Origin of the sequence: Paracoccus sp. FO-3, assembly GCF_006386455.1 — a bacterium.
Classification (GTDB): Bacteria; Pseudomonadota; Alphaproteobacteria; order Rhodobacterales; family Rhodobacteraceae; genus Paracoccus; species Paracoccus versutus.
In genome coordinates, this window is the sequence record NZ_VCBQ01000083.1 from 1 (window position 1) to 22103 (window position 22103).

At 61.6% G+C, this 22103-nt stretch carries 20 protein-coding genes; 5 read left to right on the forward strand and 15 right to left on the reverse strand.

Annotated features, from left to right (window positions below; translation table 11 throughout):
- Positions 1 to 101 precede the first annotated feature (101 nt).
- Complete coding sequence (locus FE811_RS19410; protein ID WP_140848455.1) at positions 102 to 746, forward strand: transposase family protein; 645 nt, start codon at positions 102 to 104, stop codon at positions 744 to 746.
- 63 nt (positions 747 to 809) lie between these two features.
- Here the strand turns inward: FE811_RS19410 and FE811_RS19415 are convergent, their stop codons facing one another.
- From FE811_RS19415 to FE811_RS19440, 6 genes are all read right to left on the reverse strand, one after another.
- Positions 810 to 2546, reverse strand: a complete 1737-nt coding sequence (locus FE811_RS19415) for a GMC family oxidoreductase (RefSeq protein ID WP_140848457.1) — start codon at positions 2544 to 2546, stop codon at positions 810 to 812.
- On the reverse strand, positions 2546 to 3700 hold the full coding sequence (locus FE811_RS19420) for an ABC transporter substrate-binding protein (RefSeq protein ID WP_219848906.1): 1155 nt from the start codon (positions 3698 to 3700) through the stop codon (positions 2546 to 2548). The genes FE811_RS19415 and FE811_RS19420 overlap by 1 nt, the downstream gene beginning before the upstream one ends.
- Before the next feature lie 89 nt (positions 3701 to 3789).
- Positions 3790 to 4725: an ABC transporter permease gene (locus FE811_RS19425; RefSeq protein WP_072464218.1), complete on the reverse strand. Its 936-nt coding sequence runs from the start codon at positions 4723 to 4725 to the stop codon at positions 3790 to 3792.
- Positions 4722 to 5720, reverse strand: a complete 999-nt coding sequence (locus FE811_RS19430; protein ID WP_140848461.1) for an ABC transporter permease — start codon at positions 5718 to 5720, stop codon at positions 4722 to 4724. Before FE811_RS19430 ends, FE811_RS19425 begins: the two co-directional genes overlap by 4 nt.
- Positions 5717 to 7303, reverse strand: coding sequence for a sugar ABC transporter ATP-binding protein (locus tag FE811_RS19435; RefSeq protein ID WP_219848907.1), 1587 nt, complete (start codon positions 7301 to 7303; stop codon positions 5717 to 5719). The genes FE811_RS19430 and FE811_RS19435 overlap by 4 nt, the downstream gene beginning before the upstream one ends.
- A 38-nt stretch (positions 7304 to 7341) precedes the next feature.
- A complete protein-coding gene (locus FE811_RS19440) occupies positions 7342 to 8703 on the reverse strand; it encodes an NAD-dependent succinate-semialdehyde dehydrogenase (protein WP_140848464.1) in 1362 nt (453 codons plus the stop codon).
- 172 nt (positions 8704 to 8875) lie between these two features.
- On the opposite strand from FE811_RS19440, the gene FE811_RS19445 reads away from it, so the two are divergent.
- Positions 8876 to 10873: a substrate-binding domain-containing protein gene (locus FE811_RS19445; RefSeq protein ID WP_140848466.1), complete on the forward strand. Its 1998-nt coding sequence runs from the start codon at positions 8876 to 8878 to the stop codon at positions 10871 to 10873.
- Here the strand turns inward: FE811_RS19445 and FE811_RS19450 are convergent.
- The 9 genes from FE811_RS19450 to FE811_RS19490 all read right to left on the reverse strand — a co-directional run bounded on the left by FE811_RS19450 (position 10857) and on the right by FE811_RS19490 (position 20009).
- Positions 10857 to 11531, reverse strand: a complete 675-nt coding sequence (locus FE811_RS19450) for a TetR family transcriptional regulator (protein WP_219848908.1) — start codon at positions 11529 to 11531, stop codon at positions 10857 to 10859. The two genes, FE811_RS19445 and FE811_RS19450, sit on opposite strands and share 17 nt — an antisense overlap.
- A 61-nt stretch (positions 11532 to 11592) precedes the next feature.
- On the reverse strand, positions 11593 to 12819 hold the full coding sequence (locus FE811_RS19455; protein ID WP_072464213.1) for a glycerate kinase: 1227 nt from the start codon (positions 12817 to 12819) through the stop codon (positions 11593 to 11595).
- An 80-nt stretch (positions 12820 to 12899) separates the two neighbouring features.
- Positions 12900 to 13769 carry a sugar phosphate isomerase/epimerase gene (locus tag FE811_RS19460; RefSeq protein WP_140848468.1) on the reverse strand — a complete coding sequence of 290 codons (870 nt, stop codon included), beginning with the start codon at positions 13767 to 13769 and terminating at the stop codon, positions 12900 to 12902.
- A gap of 1 nt (position 13770) precedes the next feature.
- The gene (locus FE811_RS19465; RefSeq protein WP_181180896.1) at positions 13771 to 14940 is read right to left on the reverse strand and encodes a dihydrodipicolinate synthase family protein; all 1170 of its coding nucleotides are present in this window, start codon (positions 14938 to 14940) and stop codon (positions 13771 to 13773) included.
- A gap of 2 nt (positions 14941 to 14942) precedes the next feature.
- Positions 14943 to 16103, reverse strand: coding sequence for a Gfo/Idh/MocA family protein (locus tag FE811_RS19470; RefSeq protein ID WP_140848470.1), 1161 nt, complete (start codon positions 16101 to 16103; stop codon positions 14943 to 14945).
- Between the two features lie 315 nt (positions 16104 to 16418).
- The gene (locus FE811_RS19475) at positions 16419 to 16817 is read right to left on the reverse strand and encodes a hypothetical protein (protein ID WP_140848472.1); all 399 of its coding nucleotides are present in this window, start codon (positions 16815 to 16817) and stop codon (positions 16419 to 16421) included.
- Positions 16804 to 18048 (reverse strand): replication initiation protein RepC, encoded by a 1245-nt coding sequence (gene repC / locus FE811_RS19480; protein ID WP_181180897.1) that lies wholly within the window; start codon positions 18046 to 18048, stop codon positions 16804 to 16806. Before repC ends, FE811_RS19475 begins: the two co-directional genes overlap by 14 nt.
- Positions 18049 to 18365: 317 nt before the next feature.
- Positions 18366 to 19013 carry a hypothetical protein gene (locus FE811_RS19485; RefSeq protein WP_032488774.1) on the reverse strand — a complete coding sequence of 216 codons (648 nt, stop codon included), beginning with the start codon at positions 19011 to 19013 and terminating at the stop codon, positions 18366 to 18368.
- A 375-nt stretch (positions 19014 to 19388) separates the two neighbouring features.
- Entirely contained in the window at positions 19389 to 20009 is a 621-nt protein-coding gene (locus FE811_RS19490; RefSeq protein ID WP_140848476.1) for an autoinducer binding domain-containing protein, read from the reverse strand.
- Between the two features lie 107 nt (positions 20010 to 20116).
- Here FE811_RS19490 and FE811_RS19495 point away from each other — a divergent pair, with 107 nt between their 5' ends.
- From FE811_RS19495 to FE811_RS19505, 3 genes are all read left to right on the forward strand, one after another.
- Positions 20117 to 20473: a hypothetical protein gene (locus FE811_RS19495; RefSeq protein WP_219848909.1), complete on the forward strand. Its 357-nt coding sequence runs from the start codon at positions 20117 to 20119 to the stop codon at positions 20471 to 20473.
- Positions 20457 to 21203, forward strand: a complete 747-nt coding sequence (locus FE811_RS19500) for an acyl-homoserine-lactone synthase (RefSeq protein ID WP_116171324.1) — start codon at positions 20457 to 20459, stop codon at positions 21201 to 21203. The genes FE811_RS19495 and FE811_RS19500 overlap by 17 nt, the downstream gene beginning before the upstream one ends.
- Positions 21204 to 21420: 217 nt before the next feature.
- Positions 21421 to 21795 carry a hypothetical protein gene (locus FE811_RS19505; protein ID WP_140848480.1) on the forward strand — a complete coding sequence of 125 codons (375 nt, stop codon included), beginning with the start codon at positions 21421 to 21423 and terminating at the stop codon, positions 21793 to 21795.
- Positions 21796 to 22103: the final 308 nt, after the last annotated feature.

Sequence of the window (22103 nt, forward strand, 5' to 3'; positions counted from 1 at the left end):
CGGGGGCATCCACCCCATCAAAAGGGGCTCTGACGCAGATTGTGTGATGTCTGTATGCGCCAGCTCTACATTGAGCGTGTTTGTTCAAGGAGGTGGACATCATGCAGGCACGCTACGATACCAAGCTTTTGCCTGAGGGGGTGCGCGCAACCGGATACAGGGTCGACGGCGCCGTGATTTCGGTTGATGCGGAGATGATCCGGTCCGAAGCGTTCTGCCCGGAGTGCGGCTTCCGGTCAGCGCGCCGACATGGGTGCTATGTCCGCAGTCTCGCAGATCTGCCCGCCCACGGTCGAACTGTTCAGCTGCGCCTTTCGGTTCGACGGTTCCGATGTCTGATTGCGCAATGCCCGGTCAAGACGTTTAGCGAGGCAGTCCCGGTCTCTCTCGCGCAGCCGCATGGTCGGCGAACGGGCCGCTTCCAGGATCTTGTTGCATATCTTGGTCGGGCCATGGGGGGCCGACCTGCCCAGGCACTTGGGCGTCGCATTCTGCTGCGCGTCAGCAAAGACACCTTCCTGCGAGGCGCAGTGCGACCGGCGAATGAGCCGTTTCCGCGACCGCGTGTCGTCGGCATTGACGACTGGGCTTGGCGCAAGGGGCAGCGCTACGGCACCTTGGTCTGTGATCTCGAGCGCCGCGCTGTCATCGACCTCCTGCCGGATCGCGAGCCCGCGACTGTGTCCGCCTGGCTGCGACGTCATCCGCAGATCGAGATTGTCGCGCGGGATCGGAATGGCGGGTAGGCGCAGAGATGCAGAAATCGTCCCGCATCTCCGGTGGCGCGCCTGGCAAGCAGTCCGAAGCAATTAAGTCCCGGAAAGGCCGGCATCCGCGTTTGCCTTGATGACATCTGCCAAGCGCTCGGCCAGCATCATGGTCGGCAGGTTAGTATTGGCGCGCGGGATGGATGGCATGATCGAGGAGTCACACACCCTCAGGCCATCAAGTCCCAGGACCCGCCCGCCTCCGTCTGTGACCGCCATCGGGTCATCTGGGGCGCCCATGCGGCAGGTACCTGACGCGTGCCATACCCCTGACACGGAGTTTCCGATGAACTCTTCCAGACCCCTGTCGTCGGCGAGCAGTTTCCGCAGGCTTATGCCCATGGTGACGACAGTATGGATCAACAGGTTGCGCAGCGGTCCTGCCCAGTCGAGCATCTTTGAGAAAAGCCGCAATTGGAAGGCGTTCCATGGGCCTGGTGCAGATACGCGCTTTACCCGTTCGGAATAGCTGGTCGGGAAGACCGGGCCACATACCTGCTTCAGATCGGGATTCGAGAGTATCTTAGCGGCCAGCCGGAAGCCCTCCTTCAGGCGTTCCATATCTCGCGGATCCGAGAGCAGACGAAAATCGACCTCAGGTTCCACTCTCGGGTCTGCGCTACGCAGACGGACTTCGCCGCGCGAAAATGCTTTGTTGACCCAAACGAGAATTGTGCCAAGTCTCTGGCCAATGCCGTGCCAGGCGGTCCGTCCCAGGATGGCGCAGTGCATGTCGCCCGCCTCAGCGTCGGAAATCGACGAGGTGTAGCGCAACAGCGCCTGATCATGATGCTCCTCGAGATCTTGCATCCGAAGGGCCGGAGGAAGGTAGGTCGAGACGGCGATAAGCGGGTGTTCCATCAGGTTCTTGCCGACGCCAGCCAGATCATGACGGGAACAGATACCAAGCGATTGCAATTCTTCCGCAGGTCCGATCCCGCTTCTCAACAGCAGCGCGCAGGAATGAATGCCTCCCATGGTCACCAATGTTTCGCCTGCCGGGATGGGACAGGGATCTTCACCATCGCGGGCCACCTCGGCGCCCGTCACGCGCTTGCCGTCGAACGTCAGTTTCAGGGCATGGGTCCCGGTCTGAATTGTCAGGTTCGAGCGGGCACGAACCTCATCGGTCAGATAGCCGACCGAGGCCGGGACTCGGTGGCCGTCGTCGCTGACAGTGATGCATGCGGGAAAAACGCCATCCTCCCACAGACCGTTCTGGTCATCACGAGCCGGGTAGCCCTGAGCCACGAGTGTCCGCTTGACCGCCTGCACGAAGCGAGAGACTTTGTTGGCCGGCAATCGGCGGACGGGAATAGGGCCGTCCTTACCATGATATTCGTTGTCAAAATCAACGTCCCGCTCAAGCTTGCGAAAATAGCGCAAGGCGGTCTCGCCGTCCCAACCCTCCGCTCCGATGCGGCCCCATTCATCGTAATCATCTAGCGCGCCGCGGTTGGCGACCATGGCATTGATCGCTGAACCGCCACCCAGAACCCGTCCCTGCTCATACAGGCGAGGGGCCTGCTTTCCCTTTGTATTGGGAGCGCCGCTTATGCGAGCCTCGAGGGTGGGCCAGATATTCGCGCGGTCAAGATAGGCCAGGCCGGGATAACGGGCACGGATATCTTTGGGCATGGAATCCCGCGTGATGTCGCGACCGGCTTCGATCAAAAGAACGGTCTTCGACGGATCCTCAGAGAGGCGCGCGGCGAGCACACAGCCCGCCGAGCCCCCACCCAGGATCAGATAGTCAACCGCCTGGATGTTTCGTGTCATCAGTCGTTCGCTCCCCACCGTTGCGGGTAGCCGGGCATCGACTCGCAGCCGCATGTGGCGAAATGCAGCGGCGGCAGTTGCGGATCGATGAACGCGTCACGCTCGGCCTCGGTGATGACCGGCTGCGGCAGAATCCATTCCGGGGCGGGAACGGGTTCGCCCTTCAGTACCTTCAGCGCGGCCTGCACAGCGGTACGCCACTGGAACGCGGGATAGGTGGGGGCGATTCCCTTGAAGCCATCATCCTTCCAAGCCTGGAGATAGTCCTGTTCATCCTCGCCGGTGATGACCGGATAAGGAAGGCCCATATCTTGGAAAGCCTCCGCCACAGCGACAGACACCACGCCAAGATCGACCCAGACCGCATCGATATGTCCGGTGCGGCTGAGATAGTCGACAACTGTCGCCTTGGCCTTCGCCCTGTCGCCGCCGACAAACTCGTTGCCGATCACCTTGACGTCGGCTTCGGCAAACACCTTTTCTGCGGCTGCCCAACGGGTTTCAAAGATGTCGAGGCCGGGCGCGGTGCGAAGGACCAGTACGTTGCCGCCCTTCGGCACATTGGCGACCACATAATCGGCCGCAGCTTTGCCCCAGGCATAGCCGCCGATCGAGCGCACGGCGGTCACCGGGCAACTGGTGTTTACCGAGCGGTCGAAGGTGATGACCGGCAGCTGCTTGCAGGCCTCTTCGACCACGGGGGTCAGCGCCGCCGACGTATTCGGCGAGACGATCAGCACATCGCACGAGCCGCTGTTGAGGAACGAGCGGATGTCCGAGATCTGCTTGTTGTCATTTCCCTGTGCATCGGCATAGTCAAAGCTGGCGATCTCGTCCGGGTGCAGGTCGACTTCGGCCTTCATCGTGGTCCAGCCGGTCACGCGCCAGGCGTTGCTGACGCTGGCATTCGAAAAGCAGACCCGGTACGGACCGGGCTTTGCATGGGCCGAGGTATCGGCCAACTCGGCGTCGAACCACTGCTCCCAGGGCTTGTCGGCGGGACCGTTCGGGGTCGCCGACATCAGCGCAACCTGCGCGGCATGTTCCTTGTCAATGTCGACATTGGCGACCTGTGCCATCGCGCCTCCCTGCGCGGTGGCTACGAACGGCGCTAAGACGCCGGCCAGCATGGTCTGTCTTGTTACCTTTTTCATTGTCATCTCCTCCTGTCAGACAATTTTCATTTGGTTGGTTTGGTCGGTTGCCACCGGAGTGGGGAAGGCTGTCCGGAAGGGGGCGGCGCTCATTCTCGTCGGCTTGTCATGGCGGCGGCCAGCACGAGAATGGCCCCCTGAACGGCTAGGCGGACGGGTTGGGAAACGCCGACGAGGTTCAGCACGGTAAAGATTGCGTAGAGCGTCAGCGCACCGCAGGCGGCCCCTGCGATCGAGCCACGCCCGCCTAGCAGGACGACGCCGCCGATCACCGCCGCTGCGACTGCCTGCAACGCATAGTCGCCGCCCACATCAACCGAAACGCCGGAATAGCCGCCCAGCAGCAGGCCCGCGAGGACTGCGCAAAGGGACGAGACCGCGAAGCAGGCAATTCGGACACGCTGCGTCGGCACCCCCGCCAGCGCGGCTGCGCGCGGATTGTCACCCAGCATGAAAACCATGCGACCGAAGTTAGTGCGATGCAGCAGCCAATAGGTCGCTGCGAGGCTCGCGATCAGGGCGATGACGCTATAGGGCAGCGAGCCAGTCAGCGGCACATCGTCGATGCGCCCGCGTCCGAGGCTACGCATGTTCTCGGGTAGGGAAGAGGACGGCGCGCCGCCCGACCAAGCCATCGCGATGCCTTTGACCGCAAGAAGCGTTCCCAACGTGGTGATGATTGAGGGCACCTTGAGAAAAGCGACGGCGAGGCCATTGATCATCCCAACGCAGAGGCCGATACCGACGACACTGGCCAGTGCGAGACCGGCGAATGCGGGGTCGCCGCGAGTGATCATCGCGCCAGCAATCACCACCAGCGTGATGAGCGAGCCGGAAGATAGGTCGAACCCGCCCGATATCAGAACGAAAGTGGCCCCGCAGGTCAGGATTACCAGCGGTGCGGCGCGCTGGAGAAAGCTCATCAGGCCGGGGCCGGTCTGGTAAAGCGGGCTTAGATAAATCATGAGTGCCAGCAGAATTAATAGGAGCGGCAGCGCGGGGTTGTACTTGATCAGTGCTTTCATGCCGCTTCCTCCCGGCTGCGATAGGTGTAGCTGGCCACTGCCGCGATCACGATCACGCCGCGCAGGACTTGGCTTAGGAATGGATCGATCTGGAGCATGTTGAAGATTGCATCGGTAGCAGCGAAAACGAGGACCCCCGCGAGGGTGCCCGCGATACTGATGCGCCCACCGGACAAGAGCGTCCCGCCGATCACTGCCGCTGCGATGGAGCTGAGGTCATAGCTGCCGTCCCGCCCGATCCAGGGCGTACCTGTGCCTAGACGGCTGGCAAGGTAGAGGCCTGCCAAGGCGCTCATAACCGCGGAGAAGGCAAATGTGGCAACGGTGACGCGGCTGCCGTGAATACCTGCCAGCCGGGCGGCGCGGGGATTGCCCCCGACGGCGAGAAGCCGACTTCCAGTACGGGTTCGCTGCAGGACAAAAGCAGTTAGCAAGGCGATGGTCAGCAGCGACAGCAGCGAAACCGGGACGCCTCCCAGTTTGCCATAGGCGACCACTTGGAACGTCTTCGGCACGGTACCTTGAAGCGCTCCATAGGACAGGCTGAGAATCCCCTGAAGCACAAGGCTGGTACCCAGCGTCGCAATCAATGGGCTGACCCGTAGCAAGGTGACCAGCAGGCCGTTCAGGACGCCGACGGAACCGCAGATCGCGATGACCATGACCGTCGCTTCGGCAATATTGCCAGGATCGTTCTGCATGAAATAGGCGGCGAGAACGGCCGCGACGCTGACTATATTGGCAACTGAAAGATCGATTGCGCCGCCAGCGATGACGACGGCTTGGCCCATCGCGACTAGCGACAAGGCGACAGTGCGTTCGAAAAGTCCTAGAAAGCCGGCAAAGGAGACTTGAGAAAACTGCCCCGTCACAACCGCTGTGAACGCGTAGAAGACGATCGATGCGGTGGTGAGGCTAATTGCGATGCCCTGTTGATGCCAGGTTGCACGCATTGCGGTCATTGGACCCTGAAATGAAAATGTCGTCATGTTCATGCGGCGTCCCCGTCTCTAGCCGACAGGGCCTGCCCCTGGGACCGGCCTACCTGTGGCGGGTCATGGCGCATTGCGTGGCGTATGATCTCGTCCTCGGAAGTCCCGCGCGGAAGTTCAGCCACCAGTTGCCCTGCCGCCATAACACCGATTCTGTCGCATAGGCCAATCAGCTCCATCAGGTCGGAGGAGACCACCAGCACAGCGCCACCTGCCTCGGCGAAGCCGCGCAGCATTCGGTAGATTGCGGCGCGTGCGCCCACGTCGATGCCTCGGGTGGGCTCTGAGACGATCCAGACTCGTGGTGCAACGGCCCGCCAGCGCGCGAACATCACCTTTTGCTGATTGCCGCCGGACAATTCGCCTACTGGCATTCCGAAATCTGCGCAGCGCACTTCGGTTTCGGCCAAAAGTGCATCAAGGCGGCGATGGCTGCGCCCGCCCGAAGTCGCCGACGCCAGAGGGTTGGTGACGGCCCGAAGCGTCAAGCCTACGTTGTTGCGCAGCGATTGTGACAGGCCCAGACCATCGCGCTTGCGGTCATCCGGGATCGCGGCGATGCCCCGCCTTGCAGCCTGTCGTGGGGACCGCGGAGCCCCAAGGCGATCGAAGGCCTCGACCTCGCCCCATTGGAATGGGTCTACACCGGCCAAAGCACGCGCAAGGGCGGCTTTGCCCGACCCCTCCAACCCGGCGATGCCGAGTATCTCGCCCGAGCGAACATCTAAATCGATGCCTCGGAGTTGCGCGTTTCCACCGCCCCGGACGCTCAGCAGGCTTTCACCGCCGGGGGCGCTGGCGGGCTGCGGGAAGAAGTCGCCCAAGACCCGCCCGACCATCAGTTGAATGACGTTATCGATGCTGGCCTCGGCCGCCGCCATCGTAGCCACCCGGCGACCGTCCTTGATCACCGAGATACGGTCAGCGAGCTCGCGGATTTCGGCCATTCGGTGCGAAATGTAGAGCATAGCCACACCTGCCGCCTTCAGCTCACCGATCAGCCCAAACAATGCGCGGGTTTCGCTTTCATCCAGTGCCGCAGTCGGCTCATCGAAGACCAAAATGCGCGCTTCCTCAGTCAATGCACGCGCGATCTCGACAAGCTGCTGCTCGGCGATGGACAGGGCGCCACAAGGGGTACGTGGGTCTATGTCACTGCCCAGTCGGCGCAGCGCGGCGGCCGAGTCCCGGTTCATACGGCGCCGGTCGAGCATCCCGAAGCGCACCGGCTCGCGTCCGAGGAAAATATTATCGGCGACGCTGCGGTGAGGGAGAAGGTTCAGCTCCTGGTGGATCACCGCAATGCCGCGGGCTTTTGCCTCTGATGGGTGGGTGAAAGAGATGGCCTGCCCGTCGATGTAGATTTCACCGGCACTTGGGGCAAAAACGCCGCCCAAAATGTTCATCAAGGTGGACTTGCCCGCGCCATTCTCCCCGCAGATGGCCGTCAAGGTGCCCGCGGTGCAGGTCAGGTCGATGCCCTGCAACACCTCCACCTGGCCGAAGGACTTGCTGATCCCTACCATTTGAAGAAGCGGCACGTCTTCCTTCGCAGCGCCGAAGCGCCGTTCTGTTGTGGTTTGCATTTTAGCTACTTTCCGAAAGGGGGCCGTAGGGCCGTGCTTCAATCCGAGAAGACCAGCTTGGCGTTGGTCAGCTCGCGTGCACCAAGCGCGCCCAACTCGCGCCCATAGCCCGATGCTTTTATGCCACCAAAGGGTGCGCGGGGGTCGGAGCGCACGAAGCTGTTGATGAAGACTGCGCCTGCATCGAGGGCGGAAACCACTCTTGCAACCCGCGCGGCGTCGCCGCTCCAGACTGTCGCGCCGAGACCGAATTCGCTGTCATTTGCCATCGCGATGGCCTGCTTCTCGTCAGCGACGCGGAAAAGCAGCGCCACCGGACCGAAAATTTCCTCGTGTGCAATCGGGGCATCGTGGGGCAGGTCCGCGATCACGGTGGGGGCGAAGAAATTCCCGGGCCGCTCGAGTCGCTTGCCGCCGCAGAGAATGCGGCCGCCTTGCGCGACCGCATCCGCGACTTGGCGCTCGGTGTCACGCACGACGCTATCACGCGCCAGCGGACCGAATTGGGTTTCGGGTGCAGTCGGGTCGCCAACGGCAAGCGCTTTGACCCCGGAGAGAAATGCGGCCTCGAAGGCATCGTAGACCGACTCAGCGACCAGGATACGCTTGGCAGCAATGCAGCTTTGCGCATTGTTCGAAAATCGTGAAAGGACCGCCATCTTGACTGCTTTGTCCAGTTCAGCGTCCTCGAAGACCAGAAAGGGATCCGAGCCGCCCAGCTCGAGCACGACCTTCTTGCCGTTTTCGCCGGCGACCTGCGCCACAGCGCGGCCGGCGGCCGTGCTGCCGGTGACGGTCGCGGCAGCAATTCGGGGGTCAGCGACGATGCCGGCAACGGCGTCGCGCCGGATTGAGAGGTTTTGGTAAAGTCCCCTCGGAGCCCCGGCATCCAGCACCAGCTGCTCGAGCGCGTGGGCGCAGCCCTGCACGCTGTCGGAATGCTTGACCAGCACCGTATTGCCCGCCAGCGCTGTCGGGATGAAGAACCGCAGCACCTGCCAGAAAGGCAAGTTCCAGGGCATGATCGCGAAGATCGCGCCAAGCGGTTCATAGACCACCCGCGCGTTCAGCCCCTCGATCGGGGAATCCGCCAGGTAATCCGGCCCCTTCTCTGCGAAATGGCGCGCGCCGGTGGCGGATTTTCTTACTTCTGCGATGGCCTCGGAAAGGGGCTTACCCATTTCGCTGGTAATCAGCCTGCCATAGTCCTCGGCTCGGCTCTCCAGAAGTTCAGCGAGCCGCAGCATCAGCGCGACCCGCTCGGGCATGCTCACTTCGCTGCGCCAGACTGCGGCCGTTTCATGCGCGCGCCGAAGACGAGTCTCGATCTCTGCCGCGTCGTGCGGAGGATAAGTTCCGATCAGCTCTCCGGTCGTCGGATTGCGGCTTTCTAGGTTCATTTTCTCTCCTCCCAGAGACTTTATTACTGCCTAGTAGGTAAGAGCCGGTACCTCTGGCTGTCCACGCTCCATGCAATGATTGGTCCAGCATAAGAGAAAAGAGGCTTGATCGACCGGGCTGGAAGATGGCCTGATCGGAGGAAGGGGAACCGCCGACGAGGAGGAGGCGTTCGTGAAAAGTTATCTGCGAATCAGCGCGATACTGGCCTGTTTTGGGCCGAAGTGTCCCGAAAGACGGATCGGCGAGGTGCTTGAGGAGGCTGCAATTCCGGTTTCGACGGGATACAAGATCATCGGAGACATGATTAGCGAGGGGCTGCTGCGCCGCACGGAACGTGGCTACATCGCCCTTGGCTCCTCGGCGGAAAGGCTTTTCTATACCCCTCTGCGTGGGGATATGCCACTCCGCGCCGGGATCGGTTTGACAGGTGCCCGTACCCCGGGCATGCCACGCATGGCGCAACTCGAAACCGACGTGTTGAAGATGATTGCGACCGACCGCTACCGCTGCGCGCCACCATTCGTCATCGGCTTCGCCAACGCCTCGGATGCTCATCCATGGCGCCAGGCGCTCGAGCGCAGCTTGCTGCACGCGGCCCAAGCCCAAAGTGAAATCGTGGCGCGGGTGATCGTGCGTAACGCAGAGAATGACCCCGATCTGCAAAGCGCGCAGTTGCGCGAGATGTGGCAGGAAGGGGCGGACATTTGTATCATCAGCGCGGCCTCGGAACGGCATCCCGGCTTGGAAGCCACGATTGCGGATTTGGCGGGTCGGGGTCTGCCAATGGTCGGTGTGGATCGGTTCTGCGGCGATGGAGAGACACTGGTTTCGCTGGTGACGGCATCGGACGTGACAGTCGGACGTATCAGCGCCCTCTGGCTGGCCGAACGGCTGGGTGGGCAGGGCCGGGTCGCACTGCTCTCCGGGCTGGAAAGCGCCTCCCCCAGCAAGTTGAGGCTGGAGGCGGCCTTGCAGACCTTCTCTCGCTTCCCGGGGATCGAACTGGCGGCCGTCGATTACACCGACTGGCTGGCAGATCGGGGCTATGCCGCAATTCGCGGTCATCTTGCACGGGGGTGGATGCCCGACGGGGTCTGGTGCGATTCCGGACTGCAAGGCATCGGTGCGATCAACGCCTTTCTCGATGCTGGCTTCCAGCGTGGCGAGATACCGCCTCATACCGGCGGCGAGCTGAATCTTATGTATAAGATGGCGGTTCAAGAGCGAATTCCACTCTGCGGGCTGGACTATCCGGCCGCCATGGGCGCGGCCAGCGTCCAGGTGGCGCTGAACGTGCTCTTTGGTCGGTCGGTGCCGCGTATCGTCGAGGCAGATCTGCAGGTCGTCGTAACGCGCGGGCACGAGACCCCGTCGGTGCGGGCAGACATCCAAGCGGAGAAGAAAGTGGACTGGAGCAGTCCCGATAGCCATGTGCATGCAGCCGGGCGACTTCGCCGCCGCAAGGCATCAATACTTAGGCGAAGCAACAAGGACGCGGCTGTCAGGTCCCCGGTGTCGGTTACGCGGCCAGGCTATAGCGAGTCGGTACGGCGGCTGGTAGACATCGTCACGCTGGTCGCCACGGAGCCAATAAGCACAGCCTATCAGATCTCGCAATTGCTCCGTCTACCAAAGAGTTCAGCTTACCAAACGATCGACGATTTGGAGTTCTTGTCATGGCTCACCCGTGACGTGGAGGGAAATCTTCTGATCGGGTCCGTTCCCCAGAGCATCTCCCTCGCCGCGCGGGGTTTCGAATTTGCGGGCCATCTCCTCCCGGTGTTGGTGCGTTACCTGCGGGACCAGACCGGCGAGACCGCTTTCGCCGCCAGTCTGGGTTCAGAGCTGCAGATCGGGATCCACCTCGGCGGTTACAATCTCAACAGCGAGCGCTTCAAGCCATTCGAAAGCGTCAGGGTCGAGGCGGACTCGCCCACCCCCCTAGATGGCTCGCAGCTGCTGCGATGCGCTGGGGCGCGGCACGAGGGACGAACGAAAACGCGCTTTATGATGTTGCCCTTGGTGCAATCCAGTCCCGGGTTCGCAGCCGCGCAACTTGTCTTGGGCTTTTGCTGGAGCGGCGCGAGCACGGACGAAGCGCCGCTGCGGGAGCACTTGCGCGAAGTGCGCAAGCATCTCATGGCAGACGCGGCTATGGTGCTTGCCTGAGAAAACCCAGCAGCATTTCCGTGGCGTCGGCGCTGCGCTTGTCCAGCCAGGCGTCGTCGACCGGCAGCTTGAAGACGGCCTTTAGGGTATGGGTGTTGGAAATCGGAAAATAGCAGAGCGAAGCGATGAAGACATAGAAGTCGACCGGATCTATATCGTCGCGGAAGAGGCCCGCGCCGATGCCGCGTTTCAGTACTTCACCGACCCGCTCAACCAGCACGGATTGAATCAGAGGTGCATCGCCGACCTGCCGGATGGTCTGGCCGCCCCGCAGGTTCTCGATCGCCAGCATTGAGACGAACCAAGGGTTGCGGCGGAAATGGTTCATCGTAAATCGAACGAGCTCGCGAATTGCGGCCTCGGGGGGCAATGCGTCGAGGTCGAGATGCTTTTCAGCTTGCCTGATGCGCACATAGGCCTCGCGCAGGGCGGCGGCGTAGATCGTATCCTTGTCGCCAAAGTATTCATAGATCATCGGCTTGCTAACGCCCGCCCCCTCGGCCACGCGATCAACCCGCGCCCCGGAATGCCCATGGGTCGAGAATTCCTCAAGCGCGGCTTGCAGGATGCGCTGCTTCGTCGCCTCAGCATCGCGCTTGCGTGGGCGGCTGATCTTCTGGGATGTCATAGGCGCGGCCGAGTGATGGTGGGTCGCCAAGTTGGTAGCCTCTCAACGCCTGCAAGGCAACAGAGAGGTGGAGGTGCAGCGCAGCGGAACGTCAAAGGACCAGCGCGACGCGGAAATCATTGACATTGGTATGCGTCGGCCCGGTCTGGACCAGCGCCTGATTGCGCTCGAAGAAGGTCCATGCGTCGTGTTCTTCGAGCGCACGGCGGGCGTCCGTTCGATCAAAGGGTTTGCCGCCTTGCCAAATGGCTCCGGCATTATGCTCTGATCCGTCCCTTCCGTCGGTGTCGCAGGCCATTGCCGAAATGCGCGCAGAATAGGCAGCGGTCATCAGGAAACTCAGCAAATACTCGCTGCAGCGCCCCCCCTTCCCTGCGCCGTTCCGCACGGTTACGGTCGTCTCCCCTCCGGAAATAAAGGCAACCGGCGGCGCAAAGGGCTGGCCATGCCGCAGGGACTGCTGCGCTATGCCGGCCATCACCCGACCAACGTCAACAGCCTCGCCCTCGATCGCGTCGCCAAGAATGCAGGGGGTCACGCCGGCTGCGCGGGCGACGCTGGCGGCGGCTTCTAGCGCGCCTTGGGGCGAGGCCACGATGACGTGCCTTGGCGCGGGCCCGAGGTGCGCGGCCCGGGCTGACTGGTCGGCCGCGCGTTCCAGGTGCGCACGGGCACGGGCCGGAAGGGCGATACCGTGGCGCGCGATTACCGCAAGTGCTTCGGCCGCGCTGCCTACCGATGGAAAGGTTGGGCCCGATCCAATCAGTTCGGCGCGATCCCCGGGGATGTCGCTGACAAGGTAGGTCAGAACGGTTGCCTCCTTGGCAGCCGCTGCCAGACGGCCGCCCTTGATCGCCGAAAACTGCTGCCGAACGAGGTTCATTTCATCGATTGGCGCGCCCGACCTCAGCAGCATCCGGGTGACGGACTGCTTGTCCGCCAGGGTAAGGCCATCCGCCGGAGCGGCCAGAAGGGCGGAAGCTCCACCAGAAAGCAGGACGACCAGGGTATCCCGCGGACCAAGTGTCCCGGCAAGCGCCAGCATTCGTGCGGCCGCCTCAGCACTTCGGCCGTCCGGGACTGGGTGCGAGGCTTCCACCTGTTCCAGCCCGCGCAGCCGAAGTCGCGCCCCCTCCGGCACGACGATCAGCCCCTCGCAAGGACCCCACATCTGTTCCAGAACCTGTGCCATTCGTGCGCTCGCCTTGCCCGCGCCCAGCACGAGAAGGCGCCCATCCGCAGGCCGCTGAGGCAGAGCCGCGCGCAGGCCAGGACCTGGATCTGCCGCCGCCAGGGCCGCTTCGAGCATCGCCTGCATCAGGGTAGTAGGATCAACCGCCAATGGTGCCGTGCTCGACGCAGTGGAAGGAAGTGCCTCGGGTGTTTCGGCCGAAGACCCTAGCAACATGTCCGCCCCCGTTCGATGAGAGTTTGCAGGACTTCATCAGGGTCGCGTTTCCACCAATTCAGCTCCGAGAAGATTTCAACTTCGTTGAGACCGGTGAAACTCTCAGCCTCGACGGCGGCGCGCAGGCCTCGGAGGTCGATCACACCATCGCCCATCATGCCTCTGTCCGTGAGCAGGTCCCGCGTAGGCACCAGCCAGTCGCAAATATGAAAGGCCAGTATCCGTTCTTGGCCGGCCCGCCTCAGCTGCGGAAGAAGGTCCGGGTCCCACCAGACATGGTAGACATCGACGGCCGCGCCGATCCCCGGCCCCAACTGGTCGCAGATGTCCAGCGCCTGACCCAGCGTGTTTACGCAAGCGCGATCGGCGGCGTACATAGGATGCAGGGGCTCGATTGCGATGGGCATGTCCACAGTCCGGGCATAGTCCAGAGTCTTCGCCAGCCCTTCGGTCACGATCCCTCGCGCACCGACGATGTCCTTCGAGCCTTCGGGGAGTCCACCCACGACCATAACAAGGCACTCCGCGCCGATGGCCACGGCCTCGTCGATGGCGCGCTTGTTGTCGTCGATCACGGCATCGGTCAGCGCGCCTTCGGCGGTGTACCAGCCACCCCGGCAGAGCCCCGAGACCCGAAGTTCGTTGCCCCGGATCATGCGCGCTGCCTCTTCCAGGCCTGTCTCGTGGATCTTGTCGCGCCAAGGCGCGATGCCACCAAGGCCGTGCCGAAGGCAGCCTTCGACGCATTCCTTGAGGTTCCATTGTTCGCGGACGGTCGCGGTGTTGAGCGACAGCCGCGCCGCGGAGATGCCAGCCTCGAGCGCGGGCGGCGCGGCGGATTTTGTGTCAAGAACCGCCATGTCAGACTCCCACGCCGCGCGCAGCGAAGACCGGACGGGCGCGCGCCGCCGCCTCTTCGGGGTCGGGGAAAAGCCCAGCCGCGCTGGCCAGCCGCACGATCTCGGCCAGGTGGCGAGTCGAGCGGGTGCTTTCCTGTCCGCCGATCATGGTGAAATGATCTTGGTGGCCGTTCAGATAGGCCAGGAACACCACGCCCGTCTTATAGAAGCGCGTCGGTGCGCGGAAGATATGACGCGAGAGCGGCACAGTCGGGTCGAAGGCCGCCCGATATTCAGCCTCATCGCCGCCGCCAAGCGCTGTGAGCGCGCGAGCCGCGACCCCTGCGATCGGGTCGAAGATCCCCAGAAGCGCATGGGAACAGCCCTGATCATCGCCGGCGATGAGGTCGGGATAGTTGAAGTCGTCGCCGGTATACATGCGGACGCCTTCGGGCAGACGGCGGCGCATCGCGATCTCCTTTTCCGCCGAGAGGAGCGAGATCTTGATACCGTCGATCTTGGCGGCATTGGACTCGATCACCTGGAGGCAGGTTTCCATCGCCTCCTGGTGGTCGGACGAGCCCCAGTACCCCGCGAGAGCGGGGTCGAACATCTCGCCCAGCCAGTGCAGAATCGCCGGCTGCTGCAGCCCCGACAGGACGCGGCCATAGACGTGGGCATAGTCGTCGGGCGATTTCGCGACGGCGGCGAGCGCCCGAGACGCCATCAGGATCACGCGCGAGCCGGTGGCCTCCACCGCCTCGCATTGTTCCTCATAGGCGGCGATCACGTCGTCGATGGTAGTCTCAGGCGAGGGCGTCAGATGATCCGTCCCTGCACCGCTGGCAATCAGATGACCGCCGGCCTTGGCCACCGCCTGACTTCGCTGGATCAGCTCCAGCGAAGTGGACCAGTCGAGGCCCATGCCACGCTGCGCGGTATCCATCGCCTCGGCCACGCCGAAGCCCAGTGACCAGAGATGTTCGCGGAAGGCGAGCGTCCGGTCCCAGTCGATGGCCGCATTGATCCAGGGATCGCAGTCGGCCAGAGGATCGGCCACCACATGAGCCGCCGCATAGGCCGTGCGGGTCCAGCCGTCTGAGTGCTCTGGCGCTACACCGGGCGCCAAGGTGAAGGACGTTATCTGCCCGCACTCGTCGGGCAGCATCAACGTTGCGGATTGGATCAGCATGCTTAAACCTCCAGCGGCTCGAGATCGACCCAGCGGCGCTCGCGCCAGCTTTGGTATCCGGCCTCAGCCAGCTGCACGCCCTTGGCGCCTTCTAGAAGCGTGTATTTCCAGGGCGTGTCCTCGGCCACGTGGCGCAGGAACTGCTCCCATTGCACCTTGAAGCCGTTGTCGAAGTCCTGGTTGTCTGGGACCTCTTCCCAACCTTCCTGAAAATTCATAGTCTGCGGCTCGTCGGGGTTCCAGACTGGCTTCGGCGTGTTCACCCGGTGCTGGGATTTGCACGAATGGAGGCCGGCGATGGCCGAGCCATGCGTGCCGTCGACCTGGAAGGTCACGAGGTCGTCGCGATATACGCGGGTGCACCAACTGGAATTAATATGCGCCACGATATCGCCTTCGGGCCCGTCAAGCAGGAAGCTCGCATAGGCGGCGTCATCGGCGGTGGCCATGTAGGTCTCGCCGGCCTCGTCGATGCGTGCCGGGATATGGGTGGCGCCGAGGCAGGAGACGGATTTCACCGGGGCCACAACGTTGTCGAGCACGTAGCGCCAGTGGCAGAGCATGTCCGAGATCATGCCGCCGCCATCCTCGGCGCGGTAGTTCCAGGACGGGCGCTGAGACGGCATCCAGTCGCCTTCGAAGACCCAATAGCCGAACTCGCCCTTCACCGACAGGATGCGGCCGAAGAACCCGCTGTCGCGAAGACGCTTGAGCTTTAGAAGCCCCGGCAAGTCGAGCTTGTCATGCACGATACCGTTCTTGACGCCCTTTTCTTTAGCGTAGCGGGCGATGGCGATCGCGTCTTCCAGCCCCTCCGAGACGGGCTTTTCCGAATATACGTGCTTGCCGGCGTCGATGGCCTTCTTTAGCAGCGTCGGGCGAAGCTGGGTCGAGGCAGCATCGAAGAAGATCGTGTCATAGGGGTTGCTCAGAGCCGCGTCCAAATCATCGGTAAAACGCTCAATTCCTAGTTGGTTACTTAGCGCCGCCACTTTGTCACGGTTGCGACCGACGATGATTGGATCGGGCATCAGCTGAGAACCATTCGAAAGGGTGACGCCACCTTGGGCGCGGATCGCCAGAATTGAGCGGATCAGGTGTTGATTCATCCCCATGCGGCCGGTGACGCCGTGCATAATGATGCCGATTTTTTCAGTACTCACGTTATGTCTCCTTGTTCGCCCAACGGGCTCCGTCGCAGTGGCTCCTGAGGCAGGCCGCGATTCTCGATGCTTGCTGCTTAGGCGTTGCGCCCAGACAGCGCTTGCGGGTTCCTCTGCTCCACGTCGCGCTCAGCGGTTGTTACTGGTCGGTAGGTTATGGCGTCCACCGTTCGAAGCGATATTGGTCCGATATGAGAGAATTGTGTGAGTGATATACGCGGGTTGACGTGCAGCCCGCGATCTTCGAGGCCTTCGACGGGTTCCTTTCGGCCATCATCGAAGATGCGCGCCAGGCGGGCACGCTCGATGTCGGGCCTAGGCCAGCGGTGGCATCCTCCATGCTGGGTTCGGAAGATCGAAGTCCGGCGCGACCTGCTGGTGACGCATGTTGCCGTTCACCCACCAAAACACCTCACCTTCAAGCTGCACTCGCCATGCTGATTCCACATCGACAGCGCAATCCTGGACGGCCCAATCGGCATCTTCCACGAAACGAAATGCGACCTTGACGAGAGGGTTGGTCTGCTCGCTGCATAGGGAATAATACTCATCCTCTGATAGCAGGCCCGGCGGCCCCATCCTCCAGGTTCCGATGATTTCGCCGTCTTCTGAGAATGCTTGAAAGTCCATGGTGTCCAGGTAAATCCTACCTTCCGGCTGCTGCTTGGCTTGAAGCAAAACTGGCATTTCTATCCTCTTTTCATGATTTTCCAAATATTTTCCATTGCTTCAGCCGGATCAGGCTGCCGTGCAGGTTCAGCCCACTCCTGGCGGCGATCCGGGTCATAGCGCAGAGCATCGCGCCCGGCTTTCTGACAGGTTCGACAGAGCGGAACCTGTTGGCGTCGATCACCAGCACGGTCAGCGCCGCGCCCAGATTGCCCATCACTTCCGCCGCGTCTTCCCAAGCAGAGGGCCGGATGCCGAGATCGACCAGGCTCGCGATCGCGGCACTGATGAAGTCGCGATCGGTCAACTGGTCTGGGCTATGACCTGAGCTATCAAGGTAGAGCCGCATGTCATCGGATGCCATGGCGTAGAGCTGATCCGGGGTGAAGGTTTCGGTCAGTTCGGGCTTGCGTCCCTGCCCTGGCCGCAGATCATTTTTTTCTGAGCATCCGGGCGGGCCCTTAGGCCCGGCCGTATATGGATTGGTATCGGCCCGCTTGCGGGCCGTCCGATTGTTGGCGGAGGAACCGCTACAAGAAACAGGATTCTTTAGGTTTGTATTTAGTATCGCCGGAATCCTGGATTCCGACACGCCGGAAGAATCTGCACGACATGACAGGATCTCGGCCAGCTGGTCATAGACGGATCGAATATCCGCCAGGTGACCCTCAAGCTGTGCAACGGTCCGAAAACCGGCGTAGCGCCTCGGCCACGCCGCGAAGGCATGAAGGAGCGATCCAAGCGCAGGATGCCGCGGCTCCAGTTCTACCAGGCGCTCGATGGCGCGGCGGACGTCGCGTTTCAGCGCGGAGCATTCGAGGCGCAGGGTCTGTATCCTACGGCCCTCGGCCTGGCGGTCGCGGTCACAGGCGATCAGCTCGCCCACACGCTGGATGAGGGGCCGAAAATTGATCCCCAGGCGCCGGCCGCCGCTCAATTCCGCCCCGGAACGGTGCCCATCGGCCGCTGTGTCGATCAGCACCAGGCCAAGCGCCTCCAGGTGCCTCTCATGGGCGCGCAAGGCGCGGTCCGTGATGCCGATCTCCGCTGCCATGTCCTGCTGCGCGCGATAGCAGACCGGATCGCGGTGCGGATCGGTCCAGTCACTGACCGATGTGGATCGCATCATGCGCAAGAGCGCATCACGCCGGGCCAGGCCGATCCCGAATGCACGGCGGGCGTGCCGCTCGATCAGCTCTACCAGGTGCCCGAAGGTCATGCCGGACGGCAGGCATGGATATGTCGGTTGGGCGGCCAAAGCCGCGAATCTGCTCATAGTTTTCTGCTCCTCGATCTTGTGAGGCGCAGGGCCGCGGGCATAGCACATCCGTTCGCACAAATGCGTTTTTGCTCTTGATTTTCGAGGCCGGGGAAGTAACTATGCTCGTAACTGATGGAGCAATGCAGGTCGCCAAACCTGTGTTACTAACTCAAGCCCCCTCGTGCGGTCCCCGCGCGGGGGGGGGTTACTTATGGGCCGTATGTCTCTGATTCTGCTCTGGCTCCTCTACGGGGGCATTTAACCCGGAACCCTACAACGACTAGGGCCCCGCGGCAATTCTTAGTATGTGCGCCAGCGGGCACCCGCTAGGTTCAGTAGCGGATCGCCTCGACGTGGTAGCTGCCATCCCATTCACGATAGCGCATGAAAACACCTCGGATATGACCGCGGTGGTCGTTAGTTGTCTCGATCTCGATAGGTTCGCAGCCGCGCCCGTAGACAGAGTGGCGATCATCATCACATCCAACGGTCCGAGTGACAGTGTAGCCGCCCGTGGCCTCTGCCAACCACGAGGGCCCGTGCTGGTAGCTGCCGGCCGCCCACTGGAAATTGCCGTCTTCCGTATACGTGCCGACCGAAGTTCGATCCGTGATGTATTGGGTATCGCCCGTGCGTTTGTGGAAATATCGTTGAATATGATAGATTTCGATCCCATCGCGGATCGCGCGGGTCTCCGGGTTCAACCCATCTGGCCCGACCACCATTGACACGCCGATCTTCGCGGCTGTCGAGGCGTCCAGGCCCATGGGGCAACGCCAGGGCTGGAGGGGCGGCTCGACGGGGATCGGGGTGATGCGTCGTATGACCTCCGCCTTGGCAAGCGCGCACTCGGAACTGGCTGGGAACCCTCCGGCCATGCAGAGCAGGATAGCGCAGTCGATCGGGTGAGCCTTCACCGGAATTGCAGGCACTATTGACAGTGAAAAAGCGATTGGTATTAGTGACTTACTGATCTTCATATCTACATCCTTGCAAGGTCAGAAACGATCTTACAAGATTGTATAGCGTCTTAACGGCCCTTGGGGCAAGAGAAAGCCCCGGTCTGCTCAAGATACCGTCCCAAGACCGTCATTCGCGAAGGAACCGAGCCCGCGGGGTCAGAAGGCTGGATTAGCCACACGACCCCCGTGTCGCCTGATGCCGTCTCATACCGAAGACCGATCCCATCCCGTTCACGCACTTCACCGATGAATCGGTTGGTAGGTCGCATGGCGCCTTGTGTTTGCATCGCAACTTATCCTTCAACCAGCTGCAGTCTGGCGAGGACGTTGGAAGCAGGCAGCAAGACAGGGAAGAGGAAAGGGCTCCGATTTAAACTTTGGGATAAAATTTTCTTAGATGAAGCCCCTGTCCTTGGCGATCGACACGGCTTGCGTGCTGGTCCTCGCCTTAAGTTTGTCTTGGGCCTGCTGGCTTCGGTACTTGATCGTTGGAAGGGATACGCCTAGCCGCTCTGCGGCTGCCACTTGGGACAGGCCATCCCGCAAGCACTCCAAGACGGCGATTTCACCATCTGTCAAGGAAGCCCTATTGTGAAGCAAATCAACCCAGTAGAAGAACTTTTCGGTGACCTCACGAACCTCGGAATCCGAAAATTCACGGTCTGCTCGTGACAGCGATATGAAGGAGTGGATGCTGTTCACATTGCGGGTCGCAGCCATGCCATACCTCATCCCGTGCGCAGCTGCTGCCTTTAGAACGCATTGGCTATCGGGAAGGTCGATCTCCGACCACCGTGTCGCGCCACTTTGCTCCTTCACGATCCAGCGGAACACCGGGTCATCCAGGAAGACGCCACCACGGACATACGCCTCCTGCCAAACTGCAGGCATGGTGCTGTCGAGCTTCTCGGCACCAGCGGCAGTATAGTTGAACGACAGCACCCATCCAGCGGGTGCAAGTTCGGTCAGCCAAGCGCGGTCAATGGTGTAGTTTTGCAAGCTGTTGATGGGCATGGATTATCCGAAAGCATAAATTACCTTATCCCAAAGTATAAAATCTGCCGATCATGCTGGAATGTCCAGTCCTCGGGGTGTTGATGGATCGAAAGAGGGATTCATGTATGCTTCAACAGAGGGCCTCTGAGGCCAGGACTATCGTCGAGGCGAAGGTTGGGTTCACAAAGGAGATGGTGGCCAGCCTGAACGAGAACTTTGATGATCTCGCCACCGGCGGGGTGGTGGTGGTGGAGGTGTTGGAAGATGGCTCGTGGCGCGCGAACCCAGATGACACCTGCTCCCAAAGGACGCCAGAATTTACGAAGGATATGGTGAAGACCCTGCACGAATATTTCGACTTCTACGCGGTCGATGGGGTTGTGACCATCGAGGTGTCGAACAGAGGGCTTTGGCTTCCCAACCCTCTCGCCGGCCGTCAGTTTCTAGGGTTAGCAAGGTTCCCACATGGTAAGGCTCACTGAAGCTGCGTCGCAGACCTCCAGTCAAGAAAGCAACAGACGGGACTTCGCTGTCAGTGTGCTCTGGAGCAAGTCGTTCAGTTCTCCCTCCGAGGTCGCGAAGGGATGGGCACTGATCATGAAGTTCTGGGATTTGCGCCGGGAAGTCTTCATCAACCAGAAGAACTGGGGGCTCAAGACAGCCGATGGTCTGGAGTTTGATCAGTATGACAACATGGGAGCTCGCGGGGTCATTGGCGCCATCTACATCGTTGCCCACCGTGATGGAGAAGTCTTGGGTGGGGCTCGGCTGCTTAGGACCGATAACTTCGATGGGGCCAAAAGCTCCTACATGATCCGCGACGCATGCTTGGGCCTGTTGTCAGGAATGCCGACAGAGTTGTGTGAGTCTGCTCCCCCTGTCTCAGATGAGATTTGGGAATTGACGCGCCTGGTGGCAAAGAAGGAGCCTGGCGTCGGAGAGGCCATTCTCGCGGCTGCTAACCGCTTCCTGTTCAAGATAAGTGCCCGCAGGTGCCTGTTCCTCGGCCCACCGGCGTTCATGCGCATGGCGAAGAAGATGGGTTTCGCGCCCGATCCACTGGGGAAGATCCAAGGCAACAAGGACGGCCGGTTCCTGGCATTCGGTTGCGACGTCATTCCTCCAGAAGATGTTACCGACGAATACGGGCCCTCTGCGGCCAGGCTGCACCCCGGGCAGTCCGGTCACAGCGTTGGCGAACACGGCCGGTAACCCGAAAGACACTCTTCCCGACCTCGCATCCTGTTGGCCCCTTTAAAAAATCGGGCTATTGGTAGGGCGTCCGCCGCTTGGCGGATGAACAATTTTGTAAGGTCGCCAACAACTTTCTACGATTGGACGAAATTATAAGGTTGTTGTCGATCTTATAATGTCGTATGCCTGCGGTGTCAGTAACCGCGGGCTGTGCGACCGTCAATGGAGACGGACCGTGTCATCGCCTGCCTTTATGAAGCCACCTTACTTTGTTCTGGATCAGGCAAAAGAATTCATGGAATACTTGCGCGATGGCTGGCACTTCGAAGTGCTGTGCCGCTCCGACGCCTACCTGCGCAGCTCATACTGGTATGGTGAGTGGGTCGTCGTACTCGTCTCACCTGACGGCAAGCAAGAGATCCCACTGCTCAAAGCACGGCGCGGGGGGACTGCTGAGGACATGCGCCTCTTCAAGACGGTCAACGGCATCTACAGCTTCTGCAAGCAGTATTGCGTGCGGTCCCCAATCATCCCGTCTATCGCCGGCGAACGCGAACGGCAAAGAGTTACGCTATCCGACTGGTCAGAGTCGACGGATAGGGCTCAGTAACCCCGAGCATACCGCACCATTTTGCACCGCTCTGTGCGCGCAGGTGCGCGGAGCTTGGCGACGGGCCCGGCTGGCTTTCCCAGCCGCTCTCACCTCCATCCTCCTGGCAACGACTTGCGCCCAAGCTGATGTGATCCGCTTTGGCGCCACGGCCGAGGCGGCGAAACCCGAACAGCGCCCCCGTGCAGTTTTTCGTTATGACCGCAACGGCAGGCTGATCCTCCCTCCCAAGCCAGATGAGCCGGAAGGCAACGACATAGAGCTGATGGCGGCCTCCACCAAGTGTCGCGTAGCCCTTAATTGTGAGA

Bases quoted from the DNA above. Each gene is read 5' to 3' on its own strand.
- FE811_RS19410 (WP_140848455.1), top strand. From the start codon at position 102: ATGCAGGCACGCTACGATACCAAGCTTTTGCCTGAGGGGGTGCGCGCA.
- FE811_RS19460 (WP_140848468.1), bottom strand. From the start codon at position 13,769: ATGGCGGTTCTTGACACAAAATCCGCCGCGCCGCCCGCGCTCGAGGCT.
- FE811_RS19455 (WP_072464213.1), bottom strand. From the start codon at position 12,819: ATGCAGGCGATGCTCGAAGCGGCCCTGGCGGCGGCAGATCCAGGTCCT.
- FE811_RS19500 (WP_116171324.1), top strand. From the start codon at position 20,457: ATGGTAAGGCTCACTGAAGCTGCGTCGCAGACCTCCAGTCAAGAAAGC.
- FE811_RS19425 (WP_072464218.1), bottom strand. From the start codon at position 4,725: ATGAAAGCACTGATCAAGTACAACCCCGCGCTGCCGCTCCTATTAATT.
- FE811_RS19495 (WP_219848909.1), top strand. From the start codon at position 20,117: ATGCTTCAACAGAGGGCCTCTGAGGCCAGGACTATCGTCGAGGCGAAG.
- FE811_RS19465 (WP_181180896.1), bottom strand. From the start codon at position 14,940: ATGCTGATCCAATCCGCAACGTTGATGCTGCCCGACGAGTGCGGGCAG.
- FE811_RS19420 (WP_219848906.1), bottom strand. From the start codon at position 3,700: ATGAAAAAGGTAACAAGACAGACCATGCTGGCCGGCGTCTTAGCGCCG.
- FE811_RS19415 (WP_140848457.1), bottom strand. From the start codon at position 2,546: ATGACACGAAACATCCAGGCGGTTGACTATCTGATCCTGGGTGGGGGC.
- FE811_RS19485 (WP_032488774.1), bottom strand. From the start codon at position 19,013: ATGAAGATCAGTAAGTCACTAATACCAATCGCTTTTTCACTGTCAATA.
- FE811_RS19490 (WP_140848476.1), bottom strand. From the start codon at position 20,009: ATGCCCATCAACAGCTTGCAAAACTACACCATTGACCGCGCTTGGCTG.
- FE811_RS19440 (WP_140848464.1), bottom strand. From the start codon at position 8,703: ATGAACCTAGAAAGCCGCAATCCGACGACCGGAGAGCTGATCGGAACT.
- repC (WP_181180897.1), bottom strand. From the start codon at position 18,048: ATGAGCAGATTCGCGGCTTTGGCCGCCCAACCGACATATCCATGCCTG.
- FE811_RS19430 (WP_140848461.1), bottom strand. From the start codon at position 5,720: ATGAACATGACGACATTTTCATTTCAGGGTCCAATGACCGCAATGCGT.
- FE811_RS19435 (WP_219848907.1), bottom strand. From the start codon at position 7,303: ATGCAAACCACAACAGAACGGCGCTTCGGCGCTGCGAAGGAAGACGTG.